A 15,758-nucleotide genomic window follows, 5' to 3' on the forward strand; every position below is an offset into this window, starting at 1 on the left:
AACGCGCCTGGGTCGTGGCAAACTGCCGGTATGACTCCCTCCTTGCCATGAAAGCCAGCCTCCAACTCCGCCTGTCGCAACATCTGGCGCTGACGCCGCAGCTACAGCAGTCGATCCGGCTCCTGCAGTTGTCGACGCTCGAATTGCAGCAGGAAGTCGCGATGGCAGTCGCGCAGAACCCGCTGCTCGAGAACGACGACGAATGGATCGTGAGCCCGCTGCGCGTCGCGTCGGACGGATCGCTGATCGCGCAGACGCCTTCCGGCCAGAATACCGAGCCGGCCCCGGCAAACAGCAGCAGCACGTCGGGCGATCGCGCGGAGCGCGACGAACCGGCCGGCGCGGACGAATACGACGGTTACGCGTCCGGCGACGGCAACGACGGCCCGCAATGGAATCTCGACGAATTCGGCCGCTCGAGCGGCGCGTCCGACGACGACGACCTCCCGCCGCTGCAGGTGCAGGAAGCCGCGACGTCGCTGCGGGACCACCTGTCCGCACAGTTGCGCGTCACGCAGGCCGGCCCGCGCGATCGCGCGCTCGTGATGTTCCTGATCGAATCGCTCGACGACGACGGCTACCTGACCGCCACGCTCGACGAAGTGCTCGCCGACCTGCCGCCCGAGCTGGAGATCGACTGCGACGAACTGAACGCGGCACTCGCGCTGCTGCACAGCTTCGACCCGGCCGGGGTCGGCGCCCGCTCGGCATCCGAATGCCTGAAGCTGCAGCTGCTGCGCCTCGATCCGTCCCCGACGCGCACGCTCGCGCTCGAGATCGTGTCGCAGCATCTGGAACTGCTCGCCGCACGCGACTTCACGCGATTGCGCAAGCACCTGAAGGCGAGCGACGACGCGCTGCGCGACGCGCACGCGCTGATCCGCTCGCTCGAGCCGTTCCCCGGCGCCGCGTACGGCAAGGCCGAGGCCGACTACGTCGTGCCCGACATCATCGTGAAGAAGGCCGGCCAGGGATGGCTCGCGGAGCTCAATCCGGAGGTCGTGCCGCGCCTGCGGATCAACAACCTCTACGCGAACATCCTGCGCAACAGCCGCGGCGATCCGTCGACCGGTTCGCTGAAACAGCAGCTTCAGGAAGCACGCTGGCTGATCAAAAACATCCAGCAGCGTTTCGACACGATCCTGCGTGTCGCACAGGCTATTGTCGAGCGTCAGAAGAATTTCTTTGCGCACGGTGAAATTGCCATGCGCCCCTTGGTTTTGCGGGAAATAGCTGATACGCTGGGCCTACACGAGTCGACTGTCAGCCGTGTGACAACCGGGAAGTACATGCTGACCCCGTTCGGGACGCTTGAATTTAAGTACTTCTTCGGATCTCACGTTTCGACCGACACCGGTGGCGCCGCCTCGTCGACAGCCATCCGAGCCCTCATCAAGCAACTGATAGGAGCTGAAGACCCAAAATCGCCACTTTCGGACAGCCGCATTGCCGAGCTGCTGGCAGAACAGGGTTTCGTGGTCGCGCGCCGCACGGTTGCCAAATATCGCGAAGCCCTCAAGATCCCGGCAGTGAATCTGCGCAAGTCTCTTTAGGCCTGCTGCCTGCCCGGCGGCAGGCGTGTTCCGGCCACCGCGCACACGGGGAACAGGCCGGGCGACCTGTCCGCGATACACCGCCTCTGTGCGGCACGGGCAAGTCGGCCGGAGCGCCGCCTCGATGCGGCCGGGTGGTCACTCGCTTGGAGAAGCACTATGAACCTGAAGATCAGTGGACATCATCTCGAAGTCACGCCTGCAATTCGCGAATACGTGATCACCAAGCTGGACAGGGTGCTACGGCATAGCGATCAGGTGATCGATGGCACTGTGATCCTCTCGGTCGACAATCACAAGGAAAAGGACAAGCAGCAGCGCGCGGAAATCAATCTGCACCTGAAGGGCAAGGACATCTTCGTCGAGAGCGCGAACGGCAACCTGTACGCCGCGATCGATCTGCTGATCGACAAGCTGGATCGCCAGGTCGTCAAGCACATGGAGCGCCTGCAAACGCACGCGCACGACCCGATCAAACTTCAACCGTCGATCGACCAGATCGAACTGCCGCCGCAATAACCGTCACCGCAACACGCACGCCGCCCGGTTCGCCGGGCGTTTTTTTTGCGACTCCGCGCCCGGGGTGCGACCGGTCCGTCCATGCTGCGCCACGCACGCGGCTGTGCTCTATAATGTCCCGGTTATCGCCGGGGGGCGTTGGGTGCGGTAGCTGCGTTGCAGGTTGCCGATACCAAATGCCTTGATATCGCCGAACATGGAAAATCAGTCTGCCGCCGCAAGGAGACCCCAGGCCGCCCAATCGCCTGCCAACATGAATCGCCTAGCCAAAATCCTGCCCATAGAGAACGTCGTCATCGACCTCTCGGTCACCAGCAAGAAACGCGTGTTCGAACAAGCCGGGCTGATGTTCGAGAATCAGAACGGCATCGCCCGCAGCACCGTCACGGACAACCTGTTCGCGCGCGAGCGCCTCGGCTCGACCGGGCTCGGCGAAGGCGTCGCGATTCCGCACGGGCGCATCAAGGGTCTCAAGCACCCGCTCGCCGCGTTCGTCCGGCTCGCCGATGCGATCCCGTTCGAAGCGCCCGACGGCCAGCCGGTCGGCCTCCTGATTTTCCTGCTCGTCCCCGAGCAAGCCACCCAGCAGCATCTCGAAATCCTGTCGGAAATCGCGCAACTGCTGTCCGATCGCGACGCGCGTGAGCGTCTGCACAACGAAACGGATATCGCCGAGTTGCATCGCCTGCTCACTCAGTGGCAACCTTGAGTTGATCCGGGCGGAATATTTTCCCGTACGAGGCGGCACGCGCCGCCGTCCAGGGCCGCCCGGCGCCGGCCCGGCATGGCGACGTCCGTCGCCGCGCGCATGCACCGGCCCATTGGAGTGACGAAAGTCATGGATACGTCCAGCATCAACGCCCAGAGCATCTTCGACGACAACGCGGCCACGCTGAAACTGAGCTGGCTGACGGGGCATGAAGGCTGGGAACGCGGCTTTTCGGCCGACACGGTCGGCAACGCGACGTCGAGCGCCGACCTCGTCGGCCACCTGAACCTGATCCACCCGAACCGGATCCAGGTGCTGGGCGAAGCCGAAATCGACTACTACCAGCGCCAGACCGACGAAGACCGCTCGCGCCACATGGCCGAGCTGATCGCGCTCGAACCGCCGTTCCTCGTCGTCGCCGGCGGCGCCGCGGCGCCGCCCGAACTCGTGCTGCGCTGCACGCGCTCGTCGACCCCGCTGTTCACGACGCCGATGTCGGCCGCCGCGGTGATCGACAGCCTGCGGCTCTACATGTCCCGCATCCTCGCGCCGCGCGCGACGCTGCACGGCGTATTCCTCGACATCCTCGGGATGGGCGTGCTGCTGACCGGCGATTCGGGCCTCGGCAAAAGCGAGCTCGGCCTCGAACTGATCAGCCGCGGCCACGGCCTCGTCGCCGACGACGCGGTCGACTTCGTCCGTCTTGGCCCCGATTTCGTCGAAGGGCGGTGCCCGCCGCTGCTGCAAAACCTGCTCGAAGTGCGCGGCCTCGGCCTGCTCGACATCAAGACGATCTTCGGCGAAACCGCCGTGCGGCGGAAAATGAAGCTGAAGCTGATCGTCCAGCTCGTGCGGCGCCCCGACGGCGAATTCCAGCGCCTGCCGCTCGAAAGCCAGACCGTCGACGTGCTCGGTCTGCCGATCAGCAAGGTCACGATCCAGGTCGCGGCCGGCCGCAACCTCGCGGTGCTCGTCGAGGCCGCCGTCCGGAACACGATCCTGCAGTTGCGCGGAATCGACACGTTGCGCGATTTCATGGATCGGCAACGACTCGCGATGCAAGATCCCGACAGTCAGTTCCCCGGCAAACTGGTGTAACCCGCACGCGCCGGCTGCGCAACGCCGACGCGTCGAGCCGGTGCTATGATGAAACGTCAGGATTCTCTGCTTCCCATGCGCATCGTCCTTATCACCGGCATCTCCGGCTCAGGCAAATCCGTCGCGCTGAACGCGCTAGAAGACGCAGGCTATTACTGCGTCGACAACCTGCCGCCGCATGTGCTCCCCGAACTCGCCCGCTACCTCGCCCAGGACGGCCAGCGCCGGCTCGCGGTTGCGATCGACGCGCGCTCGAGCGCATCGCTCGACGAAATGCCCGGCCTGATCCGCGAGCTGTCGCGCGATCACGACGTGCGCGTGCTGTTCCTCAACGCAAGCACCCAGGCGCTGATCCAGCGCTTCTCCGAAACGCGCCGCCGCCATCCGCTCTCCGGCTCGCTGTCGCACGATGCGGACGTCGGCCTGTTGTCGTCGCTCGAGGAAGCGATCGAGCGCGAACGCGACCTCGTCGCGCCGCTCGCCGAGTTCGGCCACCAGATCGATACGAGCACGCTGCGCGCGAACGTGCTGCGCACGTGGGTCAAGCGCTTCATCGAGCAGAAGAACAACGACCTGATGGTGATGTTCGAGTCGTTCGGCTTCAAGCGCGGCGTACCGCTCGACGCCGACCTGATGTTCGACGTGCGCGCGCTGCCGAATCCGTACTACGACCACGAGTTGCGCCCGCTCACCGGGCTCGACCAGCCGGTCATCGCCTTTCTCGACGCACTGCCGATCGTCCACCAGATGATCGACGACATCCATGCGTTCCTGTTGAAATGGCTGCCGCACTTCCGCGATGACAACCGCAGCTACCTGACCGTCGCCATCGGATGCACCGGCGGCCAGCATCGCTCGGTGTTCATCGCGGAAACGCTCGCCGCGCGCCTCGCGCACGAGGCGAACGTGATCGTGCGGCATCGTGACGCGCCCGTGGATGTCGACGCGTCGTCGCGGCTCGTCTCCGAGGTCGACCGACCCTAGCGACACCCGCCCCAACGCCCGCGCGCCATGTCCTCCCTATCGACCACCCTGATCGACCTGCCGCTGTTTCCGCTGCACACGGTGCTGTTTCCGGGAGGCCTGCTCCCGCTCAAGGTGTTCGAGGCACGCTACCTCGACATGTCCCGCGCGTGCCTGCGCGACGACGCGCCGTTCGGCGTGTGCCTGCTGAAGAGCGGGCCCGAAGTCGCACAGGACGGCGCCGTGTCGGTGCCCGAAACCATCGGCTGCATGGCGCGCATCACCGAGTGCGATACCGGCGAATTCGGGATGCTGTATCTGCAGGCGGTCGGCACGCAGCGTTTCGAACTGCTGTCGTATCGCGTCGAAGGCAACGGGCTGCTGGTCGGCATCGCGGAGCCGCTGCCCGACGACATCCCGCTCGAAGGCGAGCAGGCGCTCGCACAGTTCGGCTCGTGCGCCGAGGTGCTCGAGCGCATCATCGACGCGCTGAAGAAATCCGAGCCGGGCAAGCTGCCGTTCGGCGAACCGTTTCGTCTCGACGATCCCAGCTGGGTGTCGAACCGCCTCTCGGAACTGCTGCCGCTCGACCTGCGCGCGCGGCAAAAGCTGATGGAGTTTCCGGACGTCGGCGCACGCATCGACGCCGTGCACCACGTGCTCGACCGGCACGGCTGGCTGTGAGTGTCCCCAGGACCCGTGGCTTCGGCCCAGCCCCCGAGGGAGCATGAAAACCTGGGGCGGCCCGGCGTTTTCTTGGGCGCGCGGCCCGCGCCCTTCCCTGTTCGTTACAGCAGCGGCCCGCTCAGTGCATCGAGCAGCTTGCGCACGGGCGCCGGCACGCCGTACGCATCGAGCCGGCTCAGCGGCACCCACGCGGTCTCCGCGTCCCGTGCCTGCGACGGCAGGCCGCCGCCGTCCGCCATGTCGCTCAGCCGCGGTTCGATCTCGAGCCGGAAATGCGTGAACGTGTGCGTGAACGGCGCAAGCGGCACCGGGCCGCCGCCGCCGAAGCCCTGCGCAAGTTCCGCGAGCGCCGCATCACCGTCGGCTTGCGGCAGGCTCCACAAGCCGCCCCAGATGCCAGCCGGCGGCCGCCGCTCGAGCAGCACGGCGTCGCCGTCGCGCAGCACGAGCATCCAGGTCTTGCGCGTCGGCACGGCCTTCTTCGGCCGCGCGGCCGGCAGTTCGCGCTGCCGGCCCGTCGATTGCGCGACGCAGTCGCCCGCGAACGGGCAACGCGCGCAATCGGGCTTGCCGCGCACGCACAGCGTCGCGCCGAGATCCATCAGGCCCTGCGTATACGCGCTCACGTCCGCCGCGTTCGCGGCATCGGGCAGCAGCGATTCGGCAAGCGCCCACATGTCGTTCTCGACGCGCTTCTCGCCCGGAAAGCCCTCGACGCCGAACACCCGCGCGAGCACGCGCTTCACGTTGCCGTCGAGGATCGTCGCGCGCGCGCCGTACGCAAACGACGCGATCGCCGCGGCCGTCGAGCGGCCGATGCCCGGCAGTTCGGCCAGCGCGTCGGGCGTCGCCGGAAACGCGCCGCCGTGCTCGGCGACGACGGCCTGCGCGCAGCGGTGCAGGTTGCGCGCGCGCGAGTAGTAGCCGAGCCCCGCCCACAGCGCCATCACGTCGTCGACCGGCGCGGCCGCGAGCGCGGCGACGTCGGGGCAGCGTTCGAGAAAGCGCGCGTAATACGGGATGACGGTCGACACCTGGGTCTGTTGCAGCATGATTTCCGACAGCCAGATTCGGTACGGATCGCGGGTGTTCTGCCACGGCAGGTCGTGGCGGCCGTGCTCGCGCTGCCACGCGATCAGGCGCGTGGCGAACGTGCGGTGCAGCGGCGTGACGGGGAACGGAGCGGGGGCGATGCGGGGCGGCTTCAAGTTATCTAATCGCGGAAAAAGGTTTCAACGCTGGCAGGTCGCACAGAAATAGGTCGACCGCTGGCCCTGCACGATCTGGCGGATCGGCGTGCCGCATACGCGGCAAGGCTGGCCGGCACGGTCGTAGACGAAGCAGTCGAGCTGGAAATAGCCGCTTTCGCCGTTGCTGCCGACAAAATCGCGCAGCGTACTGCCGCCGCGCTCGATCGCATCGGCGAGCGTCGCGCGCACCGCGTCGGCCAGCCGCTCGTAGCGCGGCAGCGACACCTTGCCGGCGGCCGTCGTCGGCCGGATGCCGGCGCGAAACAGGCTCTCCGACGCATAGATGTTGCCGACGCCGACGACCATGTCGCCCGCGAGCAGCGCCTGCTTCACCGACACCGTGCGACCGCGCGTGCGCGCATGCAGCAGCGCGCCGGTGAACGCCGGCGAGAACGGCTCGACGCCGAGGCTCGCGAGAAGCGGATGCGCATGCACGTCGCCCGCTTCGCGTGGGTGCCACAGCACGGCGCCGAAGCGGCGCGGATCGCGGAACCGCAGTACGAATTCGTCGAAGATCCAGTCGATGTGATCGTGCTTCGCGGCAACGGGCACGCCGGCCGCGGGCAGCACGCGCAGCGTGCCCGTCATGCCGAGATGGACGATGAACCAGCCCGCGTCGACCTCGAACAGCAGGTACTTGCCGCGACGTTCGACCGCGAGCACCTCGCGCGCGCGCAACTGCTCGGCGAGCCCCGCCGGCACGGGCCAGCGCAGCATCGCGGTACGGACGTCGACACGCTCGACGCGGCGGCCCGCGACAAAGGGCTCGATGCCCCGGCGCGTGACTTCGACTTCTGGCAACTCTGGCATGTTATACGGGTCTGAGGCTGGATTCACGATCGTGCGTGTATTGTAGCGAGCGCGTTACAATCGGTTGAAACATCGAACGGATTTCCATGACTCTGCCCTCGAAGCTGCTTCAGAAGCGCCCCGCCGCCGCGCGCGGCGCGCGCGCCTTCCCGGTCCGTCGTGCACTCGGCGCCGCGCTGTTTGCCGCCTGGACCCTCACCGCCTTCCCGGCTCACGCGCAGAATCCGGCATCGGACGACGCGGAGCCGCAGGGCGCGTTCGAGCATGTGATCCCGGATGAGCAGAAGAATCTCCCCGGTGTCGCGCTGACGAGCCAGATCGTCTACCAGGTGCTCGCCGCCGAAGTCGCGCTCCAGCGCAACCAGCCGGCGCCGGCGTACCAGACCTACCTCGCGCTCGCCCGCGACACGCGCGATCCGCGCATGGCGCAGCGTGCGACCGAGATCGCGCTCGGTGCACAGAGCCCGGCCGACGCGCTGTCCGCCGCGAACCTGTGGCGCCAGTACGCACCGGATTCGAACCGGGCGTCGCAGGTCGACGCCGCGCTGCTGGTGCTCGCCGGCAAGCCGGCCGACGCGCAGCCGATGCTCGCGCGCGAGCTGGCCCGCGCAACCGGCGAGACGCGCGGGCCCGCGATCCTCGCGCTGCAGGCGCTGCTCGTGCGCGGCTCCGATCGCGTCGGCGGCCTCGCGGTGCTGAAGGACATGCTGAAGAACGACATGAACCGGCCCGAGGCGCAGCTCGCGATCGCGCGGCAGCAGCTCGCGGTCGACGACAAGGACGGCGCCGCGCAATCGCTGAAGCGGGCGCTGCAGCTCCGCCCCGACTACCTGCCGGCGGCCCTGATGCTGTCGCAGATGGGGCCGGCGGAACGCGCGGCGGGCATCGCGTCGTTCGAGAAATATGTTCAGCAGAATCCGAAGTCGCGCGACGCGCGGCTCGCGCTGTCGCAGCTCTATCTCGCCGACGATCGCCTCGACGACGCGCAGAAGCAGTTCGAGACGATGCGCAAGCTCGACTCGAAGGATCCGACGCCGCTGATGGCGCTCGCGCTGATCAAGATTCAGCAGAAGAAACTCGACGAAGCGACCGCCTACCTGAAGCAGTACGTGCAGCTCGGCGACAAGCAGCAGAACCTCGACGTCGGCCAGGGCTACATCTACCTCGCGCAGATCGCGATCGACCAGAACAACGATGCGCAGGCGTCGCAATGGCTCGACAAGGTCGACCAGACGAGCCAGCACTATCTCCCCGCGCAGATCACGCGCGCGCAGCTGCTGCAGAAACAGGGCAAGACCGACGAGGCGCGCAAGGTGCTCGACGACCTGCCGATCACGGATCCGCGCGACGCGGCCGTGGTCGCGCGCACCGACGCGTCGATCCTGTTCACCGCGAAGCGCTATCCGGAAGCCGAGGCACGGCTCGGGCAGGCGGTCCAGGACTTCCCGGACGATCCCGACCTGCGCTACGACTACGCGATGGCGGCCGAAAAAACCGGCCACTACACGACGATGGAAAAGCAGCTGCGCGAGCTGATCCGCACGCAGCCCGACAACCCGCAGGCGTACAACGCGCTCGGCTATTCGCTTGCCGACCGCAACCAGCGCCTGCCCGAAGCCAGCAAGCTGATCGACAAGGCGATGACGCTCGCGCCGAACGATGCCTACATCATGGATAGCCTCGGCTGGGTGAAGTACCGGATGGGCGACACGGCCGGCGCTACGAAGGTCCTGCGGCATGCGTACGAACTGCAGCCGAACGCCGAAATCGGCGCGCACCTCGGCGAAGTGCTGTGGAAGAGCGGCGCGCAGGACGACGCGCGTTCCGCGTGGCGTGCCGCGCAGAAGCTCGAGCCCGACAACGAAACGCTCGTGCAGACGCTGAAGCGCCTGCAGATCAACGGCCTCTGATGCAGATGTTCCCGATGCTTTCCCTGTCCTCCCGCGCGCAGCGCACGCTGGCCGCAGCCGGCGCGGCGCTCGCGCTCGCCGGCTGCGCGAGCACGCCGCCGTCGGCAAGCGCGCCGACGGGCGCGGCGCTGCAGACCGCCGCGACGCACGCTTACCATGGCCGCTTCGCCGTGCAGTACGACGACCGTCTCGGCAAGCAGCAGAACGTGTACGGCAACTTCGACTGGCAGGAGCACGGCAACGACGTGTCGCTCGAGCTGCGCAGCCCGCTCGGCCAGACGCTCGCGGTCGTGAAATCGACGCCGCAGGCGGCGTCGCTCGAGCTGCCGAACCGTCCGACGCAATATGCGGCAGACGTCGGCGACCTGATGCAGCGAACGCTCGGCTTCGCCCTGCCGCTCGCGGGCCTGCGCTACTGGCTGCTGCCGACGCCCGCGCCCGCGACGCCGGCGGAGACGGTACGCGATCCGGCCGACGACTCGCACGTCAAGCAGATCCGCCAGGACGGCTGGACGATCGACTACCTTGCCTACGCGGACGCCCCGGCCACGGGCGTCAAACGCGTCAACCTCGTGCGCGCGACGCCGCCGCTCGACATCAAGCTCGTGCTCGATCAGTGAGTACGCGCGCCTAGCCCAACATACGCATGACCGATTCGACCCGCTCGCTGCGCAACTGCCTTGCGCCCGCGAAACTCAACCTGTTCCTGCACATCACCGGCCGCCGCCCGAACGGCTATCACGATCTGCAGAGCGTGTTCCAGCTGCTGAACTGGGGCGACACGCTGCACTTCACGCTGCGCGACGACGGCCGCGTCGCGCGTGTCACCGACGTGCCCGGCGTGCCCGAGGAAAGCGATCTCGTCGTGCGCGCAGCCAACCTGCTGAAGGCGCACACCGGCACCGCGTCAGGCGTCGACATCGAGATCGACAAGTGCCTGCCGATGGGTGCCGGCCTCGGCGGCGGCAGCTCCGACGCGGCGACGACGCTGCTCGCGCTGAACCGCCTGTGGCAACTCGACCTGCCGCGCACGGAGCTTCAGTCGCTCGCGGTGAAACTCGGCGCAGACGTCCCGTTTTTTATTTTTGGAAAAAATGCGTTCGCAGAGGGTATCGGAGAAGAATTAGCTGAGGTAGAATTGCCGACTCGCTGGTTCTTGGTTGTGACGCCACGCGTTCATGTCCCGACCGCTGAAATATTTTCAGATGAGTTGTTGACAAGAGATTCGAAGCCCGTCACAATTGCTGACTTTCTTGCACAGCAAAACAGCGATGCGGGATGGCCAGACAGCTTCGGCCGGAACGATATGCAGCAAGTTGTGACAAGTAAGTACGCGGAAGTTGCGCAGGTGGTCAAATGGTTGTATGATGTGACCCCCGCGAGGATGACCGGCTCCGGAGCAAGCGTGTTTGCAGCGTTTCGCAGCAAACACGAGGCAGAAGCGGCGAAAGCCAAGCTGCCCGCCAGTTGGAACGGCGCAGTTGCCGAGAGCCTGAACGAGCATCCGCTCTTCGCTTTCGCGTCATGAAGTTTTACTTTGCCGGATGGCCTACACGAGTCCGGTGAAGTTATCAGTTAAGTGTAGGGGAGTCGCCAAGTTGGTCAAGGCACCGGATTTTGATTCCGGCATGCGAGGGTTCGAGTCCTTCCTCCCCTGCCAAAAATTTTCCCGCATTTCCCGCCTAAGCCTGAAGCAGGTGCACGATGAGCAGCCATGACGGCCTGATGGTTTTTACTGGCAACGCGAATCCCGCGCTCGCCCAGGAAGTCGTCAACATTCTTGGAATTCCCCTCGGCAAAGCAATGGTCAGCCGTTTCTCCGACGGCGAGATCCAGGTCGAGATCCAGGAAAACGTGCGTGGCAAGGACGTCTTCGTCCTGCAATCCACGTGCGCGCCGGCGAACGACAACCTGATGGAACTGATGATCATGGTCGACGCGCTCAAGCGCGCATCGGCCGGCCGGATCACCGCAGCCATCCCCTACTTCGGCTACGCCCGTCAGGATCGCCGCCCGCGTTCGGCGCGCGTCGCGATCTCGGCGAAGGTCGTCGCGAACATGCTGGAAATCGCCGGCGTCGAGCGGATCATCACGATGGATCTGCACGCCGACCAGATTCAGGGCTTCTTCGACATCCCGGTCGACAACATCTACGCAACGCCGATCCTGCTGGGCGACCTGCGCAAGCAGAACTACTCGGATCTGCTCGTCGTGTCGCCGGACGTCGGCGGCGTGGTGCGTGCCCGGGCACTCGCGAAGCAGCTCAACTGCGATCTCGCGATCATCGACAAGCGTCGTCCGAAGGCGAACGTCGCCGAAGTGATGAACATCATCGGTGAAGTCGAAGGCCGCACCTGCGTGATCATGGACGACATGGTCGATACGGCCGGCACGCTCTGCAAGGCCGCGCAAGTACTGAAGGATCGCGGTGCGAAGCAGGTGTTCGCGTACGCGACGCACCCCGTGCTGTCGGGCGGCGCCGCCGACCGCATCGCAGCATCGGCACTCGACGAGCTGGTCGTCACCGATACGATCCCGCTGTCGGCCGAATCGCTGGCGTGCTCGAAGATCCGTTCGCTGACGAGCGCGAGCCTGCTGGCCGAGACGTTCTCTCGGATCCGCCGCGGCGATTCGGTGATGTCGCTGTTCGCGGAATCCTGATCGCGAGTCGACACAACAAAGCATGCGCAGAAAGCGAAGCGGCAACGCTTCGCTTTTTGCACAATCGGACGGGATAGACGAAACCCCGCCGTTTCATCGGGGGCCGCCGTTTGACGGCCCCGTTTTACTGCCTGGTCGCGGGCAGCCATTGGAGAATCACATGAAAGTCGTCGCTTTCGAGCGCCAACAGCAAGGTACGGGTGCGAGCCGCCGCCTGCGCAACGCCGGTAAGACCACGGGTATCGTTTACGGTGGCGAAGCAGCCCCGCAAAAGATCGAACTCGATCACAACGCCCTGTGGCACGCCCTGAAGAAGGAAGCCTTCCACTCGTCGATCCTCGACCTCGAAGTGGCCGGCCAGTCGCAGCAGGTTCTGCTGCGCGACGTGCAATACCACCCGTTCAAGCAACTGGTGCTGCACGTGGACTTCCAGCGCGTTGACGCGAAGAAGAAGCTGCACACGAAGGTGCCGCTGCACTTCCTGAACGCCGAAGTCAGCCCGGCCGTGAAGCTGTCGAGCGCGGTCGTTTCGCACGTCGCGACGGAAATCGAAATCGAGTGCCTGCCGGCTGCCCTGCCGGAGTTCCTCGAAGTCGACCTGTCGAAGATCGAAGCCGGTCAGTCGCTGCACGCGAAGGACATCGCGCTGCCGAAGGGCGTCGCGCTGGTCGCGCACATCGATGCGGAAAACCCGGTTGTCGCATCGGCGACGGTCCCGGCTGGTGCCGTGTCGGACGCAGCAGGCGAAGGCGAAACGCCGGCTGCCTAAGCGGCTGCCTACGCGCCCGATCGATCCGTTTCACGAAACGGTCGACGCAACCCGCCGCGGCTTGCCCGGCGGGTTTTTCTTTTTCTGCGCCCAGGCGGCAGCCGCCGCCTTCGAAACGTCATGATCAAACTGATCGTCGGCCTCGGCAATCCCGGGGCGGAATACACCGCGACGCGCCACAACGCCGGCTTCTGGCTGATCGACCAGCTCGCCCGCGAGGCGGGCACGACGCTGCGCGACGAGCGCCGCTTCCACGGCTTCTACGCGAAAGCGCGCCTGCACGGCGAGGAAGTCCACCTGCTCGAGCCGCAGACCTACATGAACCGCTCCGGCCAGTCGGTCGTCGCGCTCGCGCAATTCTTCAAGATCCTGCCCGACCAGATTCTCGTCGCGCACGACGAGCTCGACCTGCCGCCCGGCACCGTGAAGCTGAAGCTCGGCGGCGGCAGCGGCGGCCACAACGGCCTCAAGGACATCTCCGCGCACCTGTCGACGCAGCATTACTGGCGGCTGCGGATCGGCATCGGCCATCCGCGCGACCTGATTCCGGAAAGCGCGCGCGCCGGCGCGAAGCCCGATGTCGCGAACTTCGTGCTGAAGCCGCCGCGCCGCGAGGAACAGGACGTGATCGACGCGTCGATCGAACGCGCGCTCGCCGTGATGCCGATGGTCGTCAAGGGCGAACTCGACCGCGCGACGATGCAGTTGCATCGCAACTGACCTGACCGCGTATCGCACCGGCCCGGTGCATCGGGCTGTCCGGCGTCGCCGGGCGGCACCGCCCTCCCCACCTTGACGCGCACATGCGGTAATCTCGTCGTTTTGCCCGACAGGAGCCAAGCGGTGAGCCGTTACTGGAGCGACGTCGTTCAGCAACTCGTGCCTTACGTGCCGGGCGAACAGCCCGCGCTCGCGCATCCCGTCAAGCTGAACACCAACGAGAATCCCTATCCGCCGTCGCCGCGCGTCGTCGCGGCGATCGCACGCGAACTCGGCGAGACCGGCGACACGCTGCGCCGCTATCCGGATCCGGTCGCGCGCGCGCTGCGCGAGACGGTCGCGGCCCATCATCGCATCAAGCCCGAACAGGTGTTCGTCGGCAACGGCTCCGACGAGGTGCTCGCGCACACGTTCCAGGCGCTGCTGAAGCACGACCGGCCGCTGCGGTTTCCCGACATCACGTACAGCTTCTATCCGACCTACGCCCGCCTGTACGGCGTGCAGACCACGATCGTGCCGCTCGCGGACGACTTCTCGATCCGCGTCGACGACTATCTCGACGACGCCGGCGGCGTGCTGTTTCCGAACCCGAATGCGCCGACCGGGCGCGCGCTGCCGCTCGCGGATGTCGAGCGGATCGCGGCCGCGAATCCGTCGTCGGTCGTCGTGATCGACGAGGCCTATGTCGATTTCGGCGCGCAGTCCGCGATTACGCTGATCGACCGCCATCCGAACCTGCTTGTCGTGCACACGACGTCGAAGGCGCGCTCGCTCGCGGGCATGCGCGTCGGCTTCGCGTTCGGCGATGCGGCGCTGATCGACGCGCTGAACCGCGTGAAGGACAGCTTCAACTCCTATCCGCTCGACCGGCTCGCGCAGGTTGCCGCACAGGCCGCGTACGAGGACACCGACTATTTCGACGCGACCTGCCGGCGCGTGATCGACAGCCGGACGCGGCTCACGCACGCGCTCGACGCGCTCGGCTTCGACGTCGTGCCGTCAGCCGCGAATTTCGTGTTCGCGCGCCATCCCGCGCACGATGCGGGCGCGATCGCGGCAAAGCTGAAGGAACGGGAAATTTTCGTGCGGCACTTCCGGCTGCCGCGAATCGACCAGCATCTGCGCATCACCGTCGGCACCGACGCCGAATGCGATGCGCTCGTCGCGGCGCTGCGCGAGCTGCTTGCCTAAGGAAAGAACCGGCGCCGGACGGCGCCGCTCGGGACGCGTGACGCGTGCGCCGATAAACCAAAGCGCGCGCGTCACCGCAGGGTCACGACGCGTCGTCGCCCTTCCCGGCGATCAACGCGTGATACTTCTCCATCAATTGCGCGTGCGATTCGTCATGCTGCGGATCGCGCGGAATGCATTCGACCGGACACACCTGCTGGCACTGCGGTTCGTCGAAATGGCCGACGCACTCGGTGCACTTGTTCGGGTCGATCACGTAGATATCCGGGCCCATCGAAATCGCGCCGTTCGGGCACTCGGGCTCGCACACGTCGCAATTGATGCACTCGTCGGTAATCATCAAAGCCATACTGATCTCACTTCTTCAGGCCGGCGGCCGGCTTCGCAACGAAACCGGCCGGCGCCGCGTCACGCGGCAGGGCCTCCCATCGCGGCGACTTTCTCGGTCAGCCACTTCTCGACGGACGGAAACACGAACTTGCTGACATCGCCGCCCAACTGTGCGATTTCGCGCACGATCGTTCCCGAGATGAACTGGTACTGATCGGACGGCGTCATGAACATCGTCTCGACGTCGGGCAGCAGATAGCGGTTCATCCCCGCCATCTGGAACTCATATTCGAAATCGGACACGGCGCGCAGGCCGCGCACGATCACGCGCGCGTTGTTGGTGCGGACAAAGTCCTTCAGCAGACCGGTGAAACTCATCACCTTCACGTTCGGATAATGGCCGAGCACCTCGTTCGCAATCGTCAGACGTTCTTCGAGCGAGAAGAACGGCTTTTTCGCGCGACTGTCGGCGACACCGACCACCAGCGTATCAAAAATGCTCGACGCGCGCCGCACGAGGTCTTCGTGCCCGCGCGTCAGCGGATCGAACGTACCGGGATACACGGCGACTACCATGTCGCTCCTCCT

At 66.1% G+C, this 15,758-nt stretch carries 17 protein-coding genes and 1 tRNA gene; 14 read left to right on the forward strand and 4 right to left on the reverse strand.

What is annotated here, in order from left to right:
* Nucleotides 1–47 precede the first annotated feature (47 nt).
* From FPJ27_RS33465 to FPJ27_RS33490, 6 genes are all read left to right on the forward strand, one after another.
* Nucleotides 48–1,553, forward strand: a complete 1,506-nt coding sequence (locus FPJ27_RS33465; RefSeq protein ID WP_072444681.1) for an RNA polymerase factor sigma-54 — start codon at nucleotides 48–50, stop codon at nucleotides 1,551–1,553.
* 159 nt (nucleotides 1,554–1,712) lie between these two features.
* Entirely contained in the window at nucleotides 1,713–2,072 is a 360-nt protein-coding gene (gene raiA, locus FPJ27_RS33470; RefSeq protein ID WP_006477786.1) for a ribosome-associated translation inhibitor RaiA, read from the forward strand.
* A 196-nt stretch (nucleotides 2,073–2,268) separates the two neighbouring features.
* The gene (locus FPJ27_RS33475; RefSeq protein ID WP_034195643.1) at nucleotides 2,269–2,781 is read left to right on the forward strand and encodes a PTS sugar transporter subunit IIA; all 513 of its coding nucleotides are present in this window, start codon (nucleotides 2,269–2,271) and stop codon (nucleotides 2,779–2,781) included.
* A 129-nt stretch (nucleotides 2,782–2,910) separates the two neighbouring features.
* The gene (gene hprK / locus FPJ27_RS33480; protein WP_006483133.1) at nucleotides 2,911–3,879 is read left to right on the forward strand and encodes an HPr(Ser) kinase/phosphatase; all 969 of its coding nucleotides are present in this window, start codon (nucleotides 2,911–2,913) and stop codon (nucleotides 3,877–3,879) included.
* Nucleotides 3,880–3,954: 75 nt separating this feature from the next.
* Nucleotides 3,955–4,863: an RNase adapter RapZ gene (rapZ, locus tag FPJ27_RS33485; protein ID WP_034179062.1), complete on the forward strand. Its 909-nt coding sequence runs from the start codon at nucleotides 3,955–3,957 to the stop codon at nucleotides 4,861–4,863.
* Between the two features lie 27 nt (nucleotides 4,864–4,890).
* Nucleotides 4,891–5,526 (forward strand): LON peptidase substrate-binding domain-containing protein, encoded by a 636-nt coding sequence (locus FPJ27_RS33490; RefSeq protein WP_072444683.1) that lies wholly within the window; start codon nucleotides 4,891–4,893, stop codon nucleotides 5,524–5,526.
* 104 nt (nucleotides 5,527–5,630) lie between these two features.
* Here FPJ27_RS33490 and mutY read toward each other — a convergent pair whose 3' ends face one another.
* Together mutY and mutM are read right to left on the reverse strand one after the other, a co-directional pair.
* On the reverse strand, nucleotides 5,631–6,737 hold the full coding sequence (gene mutY / locus FPJ27_RS33495; RefSeq protein ID WP_072444685.1) for an A/G-specific adenine glycosylase: 1,107 nt from the start codon (nucleotides 6,735–6,737) through the stop codon (nucleotides 5,631–5,633).
* A gap of 24 nt (nucleotides 6,738–6,761) precedes the next feature.
* The gene (gene mutM / locus FPJ27_RS33500) at nucleotides 6,762–7,589 is read right to left on the reverse strand and encodes a bifunctional DNA-formamidopyrimidine glycosylase/DNA-(apurinic or apyrimidinic site) lyase (protein ID WP_034179065.1); all 828 of its coding nucleotides are present in this window, start codon (nucleotides 7,587–7,589) and stop codon (nucleotides 6,762–6,764) included.
* 86 nt (nucleotides 7,590–7,675) lie between these two features.
* Here mutM and FPJ27_RS33505 point away from each other — a divergent pair, with 86 nt between their 5' ends.
* From FPJ27_RS33505 to hisC, 8 genes are all read left to right on the forward strand, one after another.
* On the forward strand, nucleotides 7,676–9,499 hold the full coding sequence (locus tag FPJ27_RS33505) for a tetratricopeptide repeat protein (RefSeq protein ID WP_204424575.1): 1,824 nt from the start codon (nucleotides 7,676–7,678) through the stop codon (nucleotides 9,497–9,499).
* On the forward strand, nucleotides 9,499–10,119 hold the full coding sequence (gene lolB / locus FPJ27_RS33510; protein ID WP_204424577.1) for a lipoprotein insertase outer membrane protein LolB: 621 nt from the start codon (nucleotides 9,499–9,501) through the stop codon (nucleotides 10,117–10,119). The genes FPJ27_RS33505 and lolB overlap by 1 nt, the downstream gene beginning before the upstream one ends.
* A gap of 26 nt (nucleotides 10,120–10,145) precedes the next feature.
* Nucleotides 10,146–11,027 (forward strand): 4-(cytidine 5'-diphospho)-2-C-methyl-D-erythritol kinase, encoded by an 882-nt coding sequence (gene ispE / locus FPJ27_RS33515; RefSeq protein ID WP_034179068.1) that lies wholly within the window; start codon nucleotides 10,146–10,148, stop codon nucleotides 11,025–11,027.
* Nucleotides 11,028–11,082: 55 nt separating this feature from the next.
* Nucleotides 11,083–11,159, forward strand: a tRNA-Gln gene (locus tag FPJ27_RS33520).
* A 44-nt stretch (nucleotides 11,160–11,203) separates the two neighbouring features.
* Nucleotides 11,204–12,160 carry a ribose-phosphate pyrophosphokinase gene (locus FPJ27_RS33525; RefSeq protein WP_034179069.1) on the forward strand — a complete coding sequence of 319 codons (957 nt, stop codon included), beginning with the start codon at nucleotides 11,204–11,206 and terminating at the stop codon, nucleotides 12,158–12,160.
* Between the two features lie 160 nt (nucleotides 12,161–12,320).
* The gene (locus FPJ27_RS33530; RefSeq protein WP_034179070.1) at nucleotides 12,321–12,929 is read left to right on the forward strand and encodes a 50S ribosomal protein L25/general stress protein Ctc; all 609 of its coding nucleotides are present in this window, start codon (nucleotides 12,321–12,323) and stop codon (nucleotides 12,927–12,929) included.
* Between the two features lie 120 nt (nucleotides 12,930–13,049).
* A complete protein-coding gene (gene pth / locus FPJ27_RS33535; RefSeq protein WP_034179071.1) occupies nucleotides 13,050–13,649 on the forward strand; it encodes an aminoacyl-tRNA hydrolase in 600 nt (199 codons plus the stop codon).
* Between the two features lie 123 nt (nucleotides 13,650–13,772).
* Entirely contained in the window at nucleotides 13,773–14,840 is a 1,068-nt protein-coding gene (gene hisC, locus FPJ27_RS33540) for a histidinol-phosphate transaminase (protein ID WP_204424579.1), read from the forward strand.
* A gap of 82 nt (nucleotides 14,841–14,922) precedes the next feature.
* Here the strand turns inward: hisC and FPJ27_RS33545 are convergent, their stop codons facing one another.
* Together FPJ27_RS33545 and coaD are read right to left on the reverse strand one after the other, a co-directional pair.
* Nucleotides 14,923–15,189 (reverse strand): YfhL family 4Fe-4S dicluster ferredoxin, encoded by a 267-nt coding sequence (locus FPJ27_RS33545; RefSeq protein WP_034179073.1) that lies wholly within the window; start codon nucleotides 15,187–15,189, stop codon nucleotides 14,923–14,925.
* 59 nt (nucleotides 15,190–15,248) lie between these two features.
* Nucleotides 15,249–15,746: a pantetheine-phosphate adenylyltransferase gene (gene coaD / locus FPJ27_RS33550; protein WP_031403077.1), complete on the reverse strand. Its 498-nt coding sequence runs from the start codon at nucleotides 15,744–15,746 to the stop codon at nucleotides 15,249–15,251.
* Nucleotides 15,747–15,758 lie beyond the last annotated feature (12 nt).

The organism is Burkholderia sp. MS455, from assembly GCF_016899445.1.
Taxonomy (GTDB): Bacteria; Pseudomonadota; Gammaproteobacteria; order Burkholderiales; family Burkholderiaceae; genus Burkholderia; species Burkholderia pyrrocinia_C.

Coding starts and splice junctions, on each gene's coding strand:
- FPJ27_RS33465 (WP_072444681.1), top strand. CDS start 48: ATGAAAGCCAGCCTCCAACTCCGCCTGTCGCAACATCTGGCGCTGACG.
- raiA (WP_006477786.1), top strand. CDS start 1,713: ATGAACCTGAAGATCAGTGGACATCATCTCGAAGTCACGCCTGCAATT.
- FPJ27_RS33475 (WP_034195643.1), top strand. CDS start 2,269: ATGGAAAATCAGTCTGCCGCCGCAAGGAGACCCCAGGCCGCCCAATCG.
- hprK (WP_006483133.1), top strand. CDS start 2,911: ATGGATACGTCCAGCATCAACGCCCAGAGCATCTTCGACGACAACGCG.
- rapZ (WP_034179062.1), top strand. CDS start 3,955: ATGCGCATCGTCCTTATCACCGGCATCTCCGGCTCAGGCAAATCCGTC.
- FPJ27_RS33490 (WP_072444683.1), top strand. CDS start 4,891: ATGTCCTCCCTATCGACCACCCTGATCGACCTGCCGCTGTTTCCGCTG.
- mutM (WP_034179065.1), bottom strand. CDS start 7,589: ATGCCAGAGTTGCCAGAAGTCGAAGTCACGCGCCGGGGCATCGAGCCC.
- FPJ27_RS33505 (WP_204424575.1), top strand. CDS start 7,676: ATGACTCTGCCCTCGAAGCTGCTTCAGAAGCGCCCCGCCGCCGCGCGC.
- lolB (WP_204424577.1), top strand. CDS start 9,499: ATGCAGATGTTCCCGATGCTTTCCCTGTCCTCCCGCGCGCAGCGCACG.
- ispE (WP_034179068.1), top strand. CDS start 10,146: ATGACCGATTCGACCCGCTCGCTGCGCAACTGCCTTGCGCCCGCGAAA.
- FPJ27_RS33525 (WP_034179069.1), top strand. CDS start 11,204: ATGAGCAGCCATGACGGCCTGATGGTTTTTACTGGCAACGCGAATCCC.
- FPJ27_RS33530 (WP_034179070.1), top strand. CDS start 12,321: ATGAAAGTCGTCGCTTTCGAGCGCCAACAGCAAGGTACGGGTGCGAGC.
- pth (WP_034179071.1), top strand. CDS start 13,050: ATGATCAAACTGATCGTCGGCCTCGGCAATCCCGGGGCGGAATACACC.
- FPJ27_RS33545 (WP_034179073.1), bottom strand. CDS start 15,189: ATGGCTTTGATGATTACCGACGAGTGCATCAATTGCGACGTGTGCGAG.
- coaD (WP_031403077.1), bottom strand. CDS start 15,746: ATGGTAGTCGCCGTGTATCCCGGTACGTTCGATCCGCTGACGCGCGGG.